The sequence below is a fragment of the Rhizobium ruizarguesonis genome (assembly GCF_017357285.1).
Lineage (GTDB): Bacteria > Pseudomonadota > Alphaproteobacteria > Rhizobiales > Rhizobiaceae > Rhizobium > Rhizobium ruizarguesonis.
The window spans coordinates 490,879-503,617 of sequence record NZ_CP071682.1; the positions used below are offsets into that span (position 1 = coordinate 490,879).

A 12,739-nucleotide genomic window follows, 5' to 3' on the forward strand; every position below is an offset into this window, starting at 1 on the left:
TTGGCGTCTTCACCCTCACTGCGTCGAGATGCCGACAAAGTTGTCGCGGCGGAACGAGCTTATCATGGCAATTTCGTCGGAGTCCTTGAAGAGCAGCAAGGAATCAGTACCGTCGATCCTTGCTCCACCGTTCTGCGATGGCAGCAGCCGAAAGGCTCAAGCCACAAAACGCCGCTAACGCGCAAACCCTGCCTAGACAACTGAACGTCGGCATCCACGGTCGATGAGGGCAGGAATATTCGGAGGATATATGGTGGAGGTTGGGCCCACCCCCACCTTGCTCCTTGTTGCTACGGCTGCACCGACCTCTGAAAGACCCGTGCGAGCCGCTCGGCAAATCGGCGTGGATTTGTAGGCCGATCGCCATCTAAAATGCGTGCTTGGTCCAGCAACAAGAACGCGGCGTCCTCCTGATACAGGGCATCACCCTCCACGCTCGCAATCGCCTTGATCAAAGGGTGCACCAAATTGATCTCCAGGATCGGCTTGGCTGCATCTTCAAGGCGACCGGCGTTTCGCAGGATTTTTTCCATCTGCCTGTCATAGCCATCTTCCGGTGCAACGAGGCAGACCGCGCTTTCCGTCAGACGATCGGATGCCCTGACATCGGCAATATGGTCAGCAAGCGTCTGCTTGGTGAACGCAAGGAATTTCGCCATGGTGGCGGTCTCTGGTTCCTGCGTTGCCTGACGATCGAGCTTTGCAAATTGTGCGAGATCCGCGGCACCCTGAGTGATGGACTTAAACGCTTTGCCCTCGAATTCCGGTGCATTCATCGCCCAGAAGCTGTCGACAGAGTCTGTCAAGAACAGCACTTCGATCCCACGCGCCAGGAAACCTTCCAGTTGAGGTGATGGCTTGAGCTGGTCCAAGCTGCTGCCCGCAAGATAGTAGATGGCGTTCTGGCCTTCCTTGATATCTTTGACGTACTCAGCCAGCGAACGGTAGCCCTCGCCCGATGTGGACGTCCGAAACCGGGCAAGCGCCATAAGCTGAGCACGACGCTCGAAGTCCTCGTAGATGCCCTCCTTAAGGACGGCTCCGAAGTTTTCCCAAAATTTGAGGAAGGCCTCGGCGTCACTTTCGCTCAATTTCTCGATCGCGGTGATGATCCTGCTGGTGACGCCTCTGCGGATCGCCATCAGGATCGGACTTTCCTGAATCATCTCACGAGAGACGTTGAGGGGTAAATCGGCGGTGTCGATCAACCCGCGGACGAAGCGAAGGTACCTCGGTAGGAGTTCCGCATCGTCGGTGATGAAGACCCGCTTTGCGTAAAGCTTCATCCTGCCTTTGCCTTCGGGATCAAGCATGTCGAAAGGCTGCGTTCCGGGTATGAACGCCAGAGCCGTATATTCATGCCGGCCTTCAGCACGAAAATGGACGGTCAGCGCCGGTTCGTCGTACTGCCCGGAGACCCCACGATAGAAGTCCGTATACTCTTCTTTGGTGACTTCGCTCTTCGATTTGGTCCACAGCGCGCTGCCGTCCGTTATCTGAACTGGCTCACTGCCGGGCTTCTCGACAACGCGGATCGCGACCGGCACGTGGCCGGATTGTTCCTTGACGATACGCTCGACCGTCCAACGGGAAGTGTATTGCTTCGCATCCTCCATCAGATGCAGGACAACCCGTGTACCGCAGGATGGAACTTCGGCGAGGTTTGCAGGGCTGACACTGTAACTTCCCTTGCCGTCGGAGGCCCACATCCACGCTTCCTGCGATCCGGCACGATGGGAGATCACATCGACGCGCTCCGCAACCATGAAACAGGAGTAGAAACCGACGCCGAACTGCCCGATCAGTTGAGCGCCTTCAGCGGCTTTGCTTGCTTCAATTCGCTCCATGAACGCCCGTGTCCCCGACCTCGCGATCGTCCCGAGCGCCTCTATCATCTCGTCGCGGCTCATGCCGATGCCATTGTCCTCGACAACAAGCTGACGGTTCTCTTCGTCCAGCGTCAGCGTGATCCGGCTTTCGGCATCGGCTCCCAGGAGCGACGGTTTCTCGATTGCTTCATAGCGCAGCTTCTCGCAGGCATCGGCCGCATTCGAAATCAGTTCGCGCAGAAAAACGTTCCTGTCCGAGTAGACGGAGTGGACCATCATATGCAGAAGGCGGGCAACGTCAGCCTCAAAAACGTGGCTTTCAGCGGTCTGTTCTGCAGTCGTTGTCATGTGCTTGTGTTCTCCAAGAAAGCGAAATTTGCGCCGAACAAATGGCGAAACAGGTTTGAAAATTCAAGGTGGGAAAAAGATCTGATCATGATGGAAACACGAGCAAGCATTCCTCTTCAACGTCTCTTTGTGTTTTAAGGCCATCAAGATGTTTGAGATTCAGCCGGGCAAGGAGCGATGTGCGGGCGCCGTTCAAAATCAAGCGCGAAGGCTGCATCGTTGGAAGGATCCATTAGTTGCGTTGGGCGCCCCGCCGCCAGATCGGGCAGCGATGGTTTCGTCGCCGCGTTGGGCGATGCTTTACAGTGAGCCGACGAGAGACCCTCGGGTTGCTACTCTGGAACCAGCCAGCGTCGACGAGTTCCTCGACGATCAAGTCGCGGACGGCCTTTTCTCCTTAGCACACAAAACTGATATCATGGCTCATCTCTGCGTCCGATTACGCGATCGCGCACCAGGGGCTGTCGCCCGGTCGGAAACTGTGGAAATCCGGACAATTCGACATACGATGCCGCAGTGCCTCAATGACAGCAGCGCAATCCGCTGTCAGGGATTGCGCATGAACAATGATGCGGAGAAGCACAATGACCACCACGAATGAAATCGCCGACAAGATTGCAGGCGAACACAGCCTGACGAAGGCACAGGGCAAGGCGATCGTCGAGGCCGTGATTGCCTCGATCACTCAAGCTGCGATGGACGGTAACGAAACCTCGCTGCCAGGATTTGGGAAGTTTAAAGTGAAAGCAACCCCGGAGCGCGAGGCGCGCAATCCGGCAACTGGCGCGACCATCAAGGTCGCAGCGGCCAAGAAGCTGGCGTTTACGCCGGCCAAGGCTTTGAAAGACGCGTTGAATAAGTGAAGCGAAGCATCGAGCCTGGCCCGCCGGTCGATCCGGTACGCCAGGCTCGATGCGACCTTCCTGTCGGCCATGAAAATCTCGCGTGCGGCCAGCCGCAGTTTGAGTTTCGCAGTTCGGCCTTGAGTTCATCGAATATCTCGACTGCCTTCTGCTGATTATTTACGCGCTCCTTTCGGCCAAGACGCTTGCTACGCGCCGGCCTGCCGCCGGAGGTACCGGCCCCAATGACCGAAAAGAAGCGCAAGGACAGATCGCTCTTCTGCGTAACCGGTATCTGGCGCGAAACGCCGTGGTCGGACAAGCCTTCACCATGTTGACGATGGAACCGAGGCCGGACATCGCGCAATATCACGACCGGCAGGTCGTCATCCTGGGCGCGATGTGCGTAGGGCTGATTGGCTCGATCCCACAATCTCTGAAAAGTCGCTGATCAAGCCCCCTTCGCAGAGGCGGTGGTGCCGATCCTGCAAGAACGCGGTCTGTTCCGCACCGAACACGGCCGGAAGCGAGCGCGTAGTAGGCAATGACGCGGTTGGCCTCCTCACACACGACGAAGGTACGCGATGCGCCGCTCACCTGGTTGGCGCGGGCGCTGAACCGTTATCATTGGCCCGAGGAGACGCTTTCTTTGATATGGGTCAATGCAATTTCCTGACTGCGCGCTATCTGTTGCAGAGGGATCAGGAGGACGCCCGTTATGGGTAAAGGACGGAAGCGAATATACGAAGCGGCCCTAGAGGGAGCAACAGCGGGCCTGTCTGAGAAAGAACTCTACGACTTTACCGTTAAGCGCTTCCAGAAGGTTACAAGTAAAAAGACCGTACGCGTATCCGTGCTTGTACTCTCGGACGCTGCTGTGACGGATAGCAGCATTCTGAGGACTATCTCCACCTTTGCTGTAGAACACCGTCTCAAGCAGTTGGGCATTGCAAACGGGTGCAAGAAAAACGGCATGAAGCGTAGGTCTTCATCTCACGCTTCTGACATCGAGTTTGGGGGCGATGACCGCACCGCCGGGATGTCCGACGCCAAGCAGCGAATGCGATCACGGCGAGGACGTCAAAGACGTTCTACCTCGATAGCACCCCTCCCCGCTCCTACATGAATTACTTCTATAAGTAGGGCAGTGAAAACTATTGGAGACGAAAGATGTCACGCGCGCACAAGCTTACCAGCACGGAACAAATACTCTCCGAGGAGGCGTCAAAGCGGCTCGGCTTCAAGGTCACCGTCTATGAGGAGGACCGCTGGATCTGCGATCCGGCCGACGAGAACAAGGTGATGGGTTTTGGCGGGACTGCCGCTGAGGCCATAGAGAAATGTTACCACGAGAACGTCCGGCCATCGTAGGGTAACATGGGCCCGCTCCTAGGGAGGGGTTGTTTCGGCTTCGCCCGTCCCCGGCGCCCCTCTGAGGTCCTCATCGGGCATCCGGTTTGATAGATCGAATCTAGTTGGGTAGGCGTCAGTCGCGTGTGCGCGGTGTTTCCATTGCTGAATGACTTCGCGCGCATACCGGTCTGCGGGCTCATCGCGCATTACCACGATTCATCCTCTGCCTCGAGCGGACCGGATTAGCTTCCTGCCGTGACGCGTGCCATCCTGCGGAAAAGCCTCACCATACGAGGCTTCATACAGCGCGAATTTGCCGAACAGCGTCCTGACTTCTATCATCAGACCGGAGCGTGGATCTCTGAAGGGCGGCTCAAGTACAAGGAAGATATCATTGACGGACTTGAAAACGCTCCGGAGGTTTTCCTTGGCCTCCTGGAAGGGAAGAATTTCGGAAAGCTGATCGTGCGCGTCGCGCCCTGAATATAGCCTTGGCGTTATCTATTCCCGGTGCGGTTCTTTCCCGACGTTGTGCGGGATGCATCCTGCGGACCTTTTGAACGCGCAAGCAACAAAGAGTTGACCACCCCGCGTTTACCAGAAGGGCTCGGTGCGCTGGCACACTGTCGGTCCGCAGCATCGCGTCACAGAAGTCATGATAGAAATTCGCCTCGTGAGAGTCGAACCGACATACCCCACGCCGTTTCGGACTTGACTTCAATCCATCGGCTGACAGCTTCAGAGAGGCCGCTGCTGGCAGCGATCACGCTGAAGTTCACATTAAAATACCGCGCGACACAATCGTGCTTGCATGCCGGACGCTCGAGACCTAATTTGGCTAAATGCTTGACCATTCGTCTCGACCGTTGTCACCGTCAAATATCCCAATGGATGCGCTAAGCGAAGTGCTGCAAGACTTTCGCTTGAGTGGCGTCAACTATGGGCGCTGCGAACTCAGACATCCATGGAGCATTGCCTTTCCCGCACAACAGCTACTTCGTTTTCACTTCGTGAGCCAGGGTCCGTGCTGGATCCATACCGAAGCTCAAGGGTGGCAGGAGTTGAACGATGGAGATCTCGTGTTGCTGCCCCAAGGTATCGCGCATAGATTAGCCAGCGCGCCAGATGTTGAGGGCGACTCGCTCCAAAGCTGTCAGATAACAAGGTTGGGCAGCAACGTCTGCGAAGTGGTGCGGGAAGGAACGGGTGCGACCAGCACCCTCTTCTGCGGCTCCATGGCTTTAAGCGCGTATGCGATTAGTCCATTGATCGCCTTGATGCCGCCAATCATCAAGGGCTGCGATGTAGCCGGCAATGACCCGATCGTCCGTCCCCTGCTGGCGGCGATGTCGGCGGAGGCTTCACAGCCCCAGATGGGCAGCGCGACGGTCCTATCTCGTATGGCAGACTTGCTCGCAGCGCGGCTTATCCGCTGCTGGGTGAATTGCAGCGGAGCCTCGACCACCGGCTGGCTCGCCGCCATCCGCGACCCCCATATAGGTCGTGTTTTGGCAGCCATGCACCGGGACCCCGGCCATAACTGGACCCTCGAAAGCCTCGCGGCCGTGGCAGGCCAGTCGCGCTCGATCTTTGCCGAGCGCTTCAGCGCTATCTTAGGAGAAGGCGCGGCACGTTATCTTGGCCGTCTGCGGATGCAGCTTGCCCGCGAGTTGCTGGGCCAAAGCGGCATGTCAGTTGCCGAAGTTGCTTCCCGTTTGGGCTATGAGTCGGAGGCATCCTTCGCTCGCGCGTTCAAGCGCATCACCAGCGTGTCACCGGGTATTGTGCGCCGCACAAGTTCTGGACGATTAGACATGAATTTCGGATTTTAAGACACATATCATCCTGAGAAGTTCGTCTATGAAATCTCTGAACGTGGAGATAGTTCTATGACGGACACGACATCGAAACTCGACAACGCCGCGATAGACTTTGACACCGGCAAGCCAGCCGCCTGGAGCGTTGCCACTTGGTTTGCCGTTCTTTCGATGGCCGCCACAAGCTTTGCGCTTGTATCGGCTGAGTTCCTGCCGGCGGGCCTGTTGACGCCAATGGCGCGCGATCTCGGGATTACCGAGGGAACTGCCGGACAGGTCGTCACGGCTACCGCTTCAGTCGGCGCCGTGACGGCCCTATTGAGCAATGTTTTCATCGGCAGACTGAACCGCAAGGGGGTGCTGGTCGGTCTTAGTGCGTTGGCGATCGGATCCAATATTCTTGCAGCCCTAGCGTCCGATTTTTGGCTATTGTTGGTGGGACGGGCTGGGCTCGGCATCGCGCTCAGCGGCTTCTGGGCGCTTTCAGTCGCGGTCGTAGCGAGATTGGTTGGCGCCAATGCGACAGGTCGGGGCATGGCTGTTGTCACCCTCGGCGTCTCGCTCGCCACCATAGCTGCGCCATCGATGGGCGCTTTGATCAGCGATTGGCTGGGATGGCGCATCGCCATGGCGATGACCGCCGGACTTGCCGCACTTGCCATGCTGCTGCAGGCGCTCAGCTTGCCAACGCTGCCGGCAAGCACAAGCAACAGCCTAGCCGACGTGTTCCGGCTGACAGCCCGGCGTGGCGTTCAACTGGGAATGCTTGCCATCCTTCTGCTAATGACAGGGCATTTTGCCGGCTCGGTTTACCTGCGTCCGTTCCTGGAACAAGTGACGCACCTTGAAACCGAATGGCTTGCCTTAGCGCTGCTCGGGTTTGGCATCGCCTCTGTGATCGGCAACGTCGCCGGTGGCCGAATGGCCGACGCAAGTATCCACCTGGCGCTTGGTGTCACTGCCGCGCTGATGGCCGTTGCGGCGCTCGCCTTGGTGCTTTCGGGTGCTCACATCGGCGTTGCGTTCACCTTCGTTTCACTTTGGGGCTTCGCGTTCGGCATGGCACCGGTAGTGCTGCCGACCAATCTGTCCCGCGGAGCCCCCGACGCTCTGGAGGCAGCGGGGAGCCTGATGGTCGTCTCCTTCCAGGTCGCCATCAGTATCGGCGCGGTTCTCGGCGGCTATGTCGTCGATCACTACGGCGCTGTCGGTCCCTTGACCGTTACCGCCGTCCTAGCCGCATCGACGATCGCCTTGGCGCTGCTGCAGCCTCGAAGCTGATCTTCACCTTCCGGGTTGAGCAAGTGCGACCACCGTTGACTGGCAAACGTCCTCGAGAGCTGAACACTTGTCTAATACGTCGCCTTGGCTGACGGATTTTCTGCTTCTATGTATGTGAAAATGGCGTCGCGATCCGATAACGCAAACGCAGACCAGGTAAGCTTCACGATTTGCGCGCACCCGCGCTAAGGCGGGCTGCCGCTCGACGTTCAGCGAAATGCGCCTCGACTTCATCATCTGAGACGTCCGGTCGAATATCGTTCAGCGCTTCAAGTACCTTGGTGCGAAACCAAGCGTCATGGGCCTCGCTGCCTGAAAGAAGCTCCAGCGGCAGCGCACCTTCGTTGGCCGTTCGGGTGAGTAAGATACGAACCGCATCAGATACGGTCAGCCCCATATTTCCAAGCACTGCGGAGGCACGATCCCGAACCTCGGCATCAATACGAGTTTGTACCAGTGCATTTGCAGCCATAGCGATCTCCACTTTTCAGCGAGATGATAATGCAAATGAATGACAAACGCCATAGTGCTTTTAGGACCGCCTTCGGCCGTTCTCGTTCCTCTAGTTGCTCTTGAATGTATCTGAAGCGACGAGCCCAATCTCAATCGTGTGGGATAATAGCCATATATGGAAGGCATTGGTGCACGGACCAAATTTCAACGTTTTGGATCTATGGGGCTGGTATCGAAAATAGCTTGATTGATCCCGCATGCCGCACAAACATAACGCTGCCCGCCGTCATCGCATCGGCAAGATGAAGTTCAATGGGCATGGTATTCGGATTGCGGTTGCGCCAGAGCGAGGGTTTCTTGAACTCTGTTTTGGAATTGATGGCATTGGATTTGGCTGTGCCCGATCACACCACGCTGAGCCGGCGGGCCAGAACCTGGAAGCCATCGAGCAAAAGCAATGACCGCCAATCCGTGGCGGACGGGCCGATTCACGTCTTGATTGACAGCACCGGGTTGAAGATTTATGGCGCGGGCCAATGGCTGGAAGAAAAGCACGGAGCGAAGTCTCGGCGTGGTTGGCGCAAGCTGCATCTGGCTGTTGACGCCGACGGTGGCGAGATCATGCCACATAGTTTGACAAATCAGGGAACCGGCGATGTCTCGCAGCTGGAGCCGTTGCTTGACCAGATAGACGAAGAGATCTGCCAATTCACTGCCGATGGAGCCTATGATGGCACTCCAACCTACCACGCAGTTCTGCGCCACAGCTCAGGCGCGAGGGTCGTTATTCCACCGCGTTCGAACGCGGTTGAACGGCCCAACGTCCAAACATGCTGCCAGAGAGACGGCCACATAGCCTCCATGCAGATAGACGGCCTGCTGAAATGGCAGACATCAACCGGCTATGGCAAACGGGCTTTGGTTGAAACCGCGATGGGTCGATACGAAGGCATCATTGGACCACGTTTGCGGGCTCTGTCGTGCCTTGCTCAGCAGACAGAGGCCGCGATCGGCGTCACCATCCTCAACCGAATGCTTGCCTGCGGACGCCCGAAATCTGTTCGTTTCCAAGCCTCGGCGGGAGCAATAAAATGAAATGTCTATCAAAGACTGAATCATGACCTGTTTCTGAACGCTGCACCAACGCCGTCGGGGATACCTACACAATTGCGGACATATCGGCTTGGGGATGGCTGGATCGGGCCTCGCGCGTCCTCAAAGTGGCCGAAGATCCGCTTGCGGCGTATCCCAACGTGAAGCGGCCATTGATGCGCGCCCCGCTGTCGTTCGCGCCCGGGAGGCCGGAAGGGATCATTCGTTTAAGCGCGTCAACGACGAGGAGACCAAGCGCGCACTCTTTCCATCGAACTATCCGGCGACGACATGACAACGGCAGACTGAACAGTGGAGATGAAGATGTCAGAGAAACAGGACTACGCGCCCCCGAAAATATGCGGCATTATGGAGCAAGTGCCGGCACTTGCTCCATAATGCCGCTTTAATATCCTAAAGCGTTGATCATCATCATCCTTGATGAGGATATCGCACGTGGGCCGACGCAAGCAGCCTACGCGCCGAAGACGGCAAACAGAAGGAAGATGAAGGAGGCGGTTACGAGCGATGCGGCGAGAGCGCCCGTGGGACCGATAAATGGCCACTCCAGCCACACCCTCCCCACTTCACGGGGAAGGTTTACACACGCAGACTTCATTCAGCGCTCGGCTACCTGAGCCCGTTTCAGTTCGAGGATTAACACATCCGGGAGACTGGCAAAACAGCGGCCTGATCAGTGTCCGCCCTCAAGGGCGCACTCCAAACGGCGTCCAATAGGCAGGCCGAAACGCACTCAGACTGTGTTCATTTCTCGAAGTTCTGTAATGAATTGCTGCGGCCTCAGCCAGATGCTGGGCGTCTTGTAGCCCATGTGGCGCGCGATCTCGCCAACCCAGTTGTTGCAATTGTCGACCGACGCTTGCCAGAAATGGGAGTTCGCTTGCTGCTCGCGGATAAAAGCGACAACGCCGCTGTATTCGTCGTCCGTGAGCATCACCCGCCAGCTTGCCGACCTGTACTGCTCTTCCAGATCGCCGTCGGTCTGCCCGGTCGTGGCCGGAACCGGTATGAAATGCCCCATGACATAGGGCGCGGCATCCGGCGAGGCAGGGGCAAGGCCAGCAACCTCGGGATCGATCATATTTCCGTTCGCGTCCACACGCCCGAAAACGACGTAAGTATGCCCATAGGTCAGTGCGTAGCGCGAGCGAAACTCGATGAAGTGGGTGTCGGCATTGGCCTGAGCCGTGCCGGTGGTTTTCTGGCCGCGGCTATTGGTCGTGAAATGTGGTTGGGGACTTTTATCTTCCGTCTGGCACGAAGATATCGCAAATACCGACAGGATAACGAGCGGCAGACGGGCTCTTCCAAGCGTCATTCCTAGGCTCCATACTGCGAGCCCTGGCAGTTGCCGGGCCTGAAAATGCTCATATGCCAGTCTTGCGTCGAAAGTCGAAAAACGAGCCAAGCATGTGTGGAGAAGGGCAGCATCGCCCTTCTCCACATTCTAAACACTGGTGGTTACTTGTAGACCGCCTCGGCTGGCGGCGGAGCTTTCCCCTTGCCCTTGCCGATCGTCCCGCAGGCGCTCAGGTTGGCGACTGCGAACATTGCAATGATCAAGACTAGAATTCTGCTCATCAAGAAGTCCCCTATCCTTAGATTCGCACACGTTGTGGTCGGCGACGAATCAGATAGTAGTGATTACTTATATAAGTAACTAGTGCAGAAAGGTCACAGACCAAACGGATCGTTGTCCCCCTTGGTAAGCGTGCATCAGATGACCAAGGCCCGCGTCCCCACGGGCGCGCGGCTATAAAAGATCCAGGATATTGGCGTTCGTCATTCGGATGCAGCCGTTCGAGACCGCGTGCCCGATGGACCAAGGCGCGTTCGTGCCATGCAACCGGAACATGGTATCTTGCCCACCCTGGTAGGATGTAGCCGCCCCAAGCCTTCTGGTCCAGAAGACCGATGCTCGAGCGGCCGGATGCCTGAGATTAATTGCCAGACAACCAGATCGATTCAAATGCCAGGCGGGCATCGTAAAGTTAACGCGCTCAGGCATTAAAGCGGGCGTGTCGCTTTCGTTCAGTTGGCGTCAAGGCGAGCGATATCGGACCATAATTGTATGGCGGTGGCTCGCAGTTCTCGATGGTGGGCGGATGGAATATCGTGGCGGGGAATGTGCACGAGGTTGGCGATTGGGTCGTGGATGGAAACGAAGCGTTGAAGGTGCCCCGCTGACTTGAACCGCTTCATGATCCTCTCACGCCGTCGGATCGGCTGATGGGAATTCTCGGCTCGATTGTTCAAGCTCTTGTGCGAGCGATGCTCGACGCTGGGCATGATATCGCGTTTTGCGGCGCCATAGGATCGGAGCTTGTCGGTGATCATCACACGTGGCAAATGGCCTTGACCCTTAAGAAGCTTTCGCATCAGGCGTTTTGCAGCCTTGGCATTGCGGCGACTTTGCACCAGGGCGTCGAGAACAAAACCATCCTGATCGACGGCACGCCAGAGCCAGTGTTTCTTTCCTTGGATGGTGATGACGACCTCGTCGAGATGCTATTTGTCGCCGAGCTTGCAGGCGGATCGCCTCCGTATTTCATTGGCGAAATGCCGACCGAATTTCTCCGCCCAAAGTCTCACAGTCTGGTGAGACACCATGATGCCGCGTTCGGCCAACAGATCTTCGACCATACGCAGGCTCAACGGAAACCGGAAACAGAGCCAAACCGCATGGGCAATCACGCCAGCTGGAAATCGGTGACGACGATAACGAGCTAATCTGGTCATGACGCCAGATCCCACATTTTGATCGCTGCTCGGTTAACGTTACGATGCCACCGCGGCAGTTCGAAGGGAAAGATCGTTGTTTGCTAAGGCTTCAACGACACGCGATACGTCAGCTTCGTAACATGCCTTTTCGCCACATTTGCTTGTAGCCGCTGCGATGCCTCAGCGAGACCGTTACTGCATGTACCAGCCATGGCTGACGACTAGTGACTGGCCGGTGAGAGCATTGGTCTCGAAACCGGCAAACAGCAGCGCCACTTCGGCGACATCGTCAACCGTGGTAAACTGTGCATCCACCGTGCCGCCGAGCATTACCTTCTTGATGACCTCGTCTTCGGAAATTCCGAGTTCCTTTGCCTGTTCCGGAATTTGCTTGTCGACGAGCGGCGTCCGGACGAAGCCGGGGCAGATGACGTTGGCGCGCACACCATCCGGTCCGCCTTCCTTGGCGACGACGCGGGCAAGGCCGAGCAGGCCGTGCTTGGCGGTGACATAGGCCGACTTCAGCGGCGAGGCCTCATGCGAATGTACCGAGCCCATATAGATGATCGCGCCGCCCTTCTGCGCCTTCATGTGCGGGATGCAGGCCTTGGTCGTCAGGAAGGCACCGTCGAGATGGATGGCCAGCATCTTTTTCCAGTCGGAAAAGGCGTAGTCCTCGATCTTGTTGACGATCTGGATGCCGGCATTGGAGACGAGCACGTCGACCCGGCCCCACTTTTCGACGACAGCAGCGACGCCGGCATTGACGGCTTCCTCGATGGTCACGTCCATGGCGATGCCGATCGCTTCGCCCGGGCCGGCGGCGGTCAGGTCCTTCGCCGTCGCTTCAGCCGCGTCGAGCTTCAGGTCGGCGATGACGACCTTGGCGCCTTCCGACACGTATTTCCTGGCGATCGCCAGGCCTATGCCGCTGGCCGAGCCGGTGACGATGCAGACCTTGTCCTTGAGTTTCATGGTTTTA

9 protein-coding genes and 6 pseudogenes are annotated in these 12,739 nt (G+C 57.3%); 8 read left to right on the forward strand and 7 right to left on the reverse strand.

Features of this window, described 5'->3' with window-relative positions:
• Positions 1-290: 290 nt before the first annotated feature.
• On the reverse strand, positions 291-2,177 hold the full coding sequence (gene htpG, locus J3P73_RS36610) for a molecular chaperone HtpG (RefSeq protein WP_018483798.1): 1,887 nt from the start codon (positions 2,175-2,177) through the stop codon (positions 291-293).
• Positions 2,178-2,761: 584 nt separating this feature from the next.
• Between htpG and J3P73_RS36615 the strand changes: the two genes are divergently transcribed.
• The 6 genes and pseudogenes from J3P73_RS36615 to J3P73_RS36635 all read left to right on the forward strand — a co-directional run bounded on the left by J3P73_RS36615 (position 2,762) and on the right by J3P73_RS36635 (position 7,470).
• On the forward strand, positions 2,762-3,040 hold the full coding sequence (locus J3P73_RS36615; RefSeq protein ID WP_018068233.1) for an HU family DNA-binding protein: 279 nt from the start codon (positions 2,762-2,764) through the stop codon (positions 3,038-3,040).
• Between the two features lie 233 nt (positions 3,041-3,273).
• Positions 3,274-3,478: pseudogene (locus J3P73_RS38005) on the forward strand (SOS response-associated peptidase family protein); the annotation flags it as partial.
• 711 nt (positions 3,479-4,189) lie between these two features.
• The gene (locus tag J3P73_RS36620; protein WP_018068230.1) at positions 4,190-4,390 is read left to right on the forward strand and encodes a hypothetical protein; all 201 of its coding nucleotides are present in this window, start codon (positions 4,190-4,192) and stop codon (positions 4,388-4,390) included.
• Between the two features lie 129 nt (positions 4,391-4,519).
• Positions 4,520-4,855 (forward strand): annotated as a pseudogene (locus tag J3P73_RS36625) (NADP-dependent oxidoreductase); the annotation flags it as partial.
• Positions 4,856-5,214: 359 nt separating this feature from the next.
• Positions 5,215-6,204, forward strand: coding sequence for an AraC family transcriptional regulator (locus J3P73_RS36630; RefSeq protein WP_024323972.1), 990 nt, complete (start codon positions 5,215-5,217; stop codon positions 6,202-6,204).
• Between the two features lie 57 nt (positions 6,205-6,261).
• Positions 6,262-7,470 (forward strand): MFS transporter, encoded by a 1,209-nt coding sequence (locus tag J3P73_RS36635; RefSeq protein ID WP_018483795.1) that lies wholly within the window; start codon positions 6,262-6,264, stop codon positions 7,468-7,470.
• Positions 7,471-7,633: 163 nt separating this feature from the next.
• Here J3P73_RS36635 and J3P73_RS36640 read toward each other — a convergent pair whose 3' ends face one another.
• Positions 7,634-7,942, reverse strand: a complete 309-nt coding sequence (locus tag J3P73_RS36640; RefSeq protein ID WP_018483794.1) for a type II toxin-antitoxin system RelB/DinJ family antitoxin — start codon at positions 7,940-7,942, stop codon at positions 7,634-7,636.
• Positions 7,943-8,238: 296 nt separating this feature from the next.
• Between J3P73_RS36640 and J3P73_RS36645 the strand changes: the two are divergent.
• Positions 8,239-9,018: pseudogene (locus J3P73_RS36645) on the forward strand (IS5 family transposase); the annotation flags it as partial.
• A gap of 53 nt (positions 9,019-9,071) precedes the next feature.
• Positions 9,072-9,310, forward strand: a pseudogene (locus tag J3P73_RS38020) (glutathione S-transferase C-terminal domain-containing protein); the annotation flags it as partial.
• 459 nt (positions 9,311-9,769) lie between these two features.
• On the opposite strand, the gene J3P73_RS36650 reads toward J3P73_RS38020, so the two are convergent.
• From J3P73_RS36650 to J3P73_RS36670, 5 genes and pseudogenes are all read right to left on the reverse strand, one after another.
• Positions 9,770-10,354, reverse strand: coding sequence for a hypothetical protein (locus J3P73_RS36650; RefSeq protein ID WP_018068222.1), 585 nt, complete (start codon positions 10,352-10,354; stop codon positions 9,770-9,772).
• 143 nt (positions 10,355-10,497) lie between these two features.
• Positions 10,498-10,617 carry a hypothetical protein gene (locus J3P73_RS36655; protein WP_024324033.1) on the reverse strand — a complete coding sequence of 40 codons (120 nt, stop codon included), beginning with the start codon at positions 10,615-10,617 and terminating at the stop codon, positions 10,498-10,500.
• A 135-nt stretch (positions 10,618-10,752) separates the two neighbouring features.
• A pseudogene (locus J3P73_RS36660) lies at positions 10,753-10,930 on the reverse strand (L,D-transpeptidase); the annotation flags it as partial.
• A 137-nt stretch (positions 10,931-11,067) separates the two neighbouring features.
• Positions 11,068-11,775, reverse strand: a pseudogene (locus J3P73_RS36665) (IS6 family transposase).
• A 174-nt stretch (positions 11,776-11,949) separates the two neighbouring features.
• Positions 11,950-12,732: a 3-hydroxybutyrate dehydrogenase gene (locus tag J3P73_RS36670; RefSeq protein ID WP_018495023.1), complete on the reverse strand. Its 783-nt coding sequence runs from the start codon at positions 12,730-12,732 to the stop codon at positions 11,950-11,952.
• Positions 12,733-12,739: the final 7 nt, after the last annotated feature.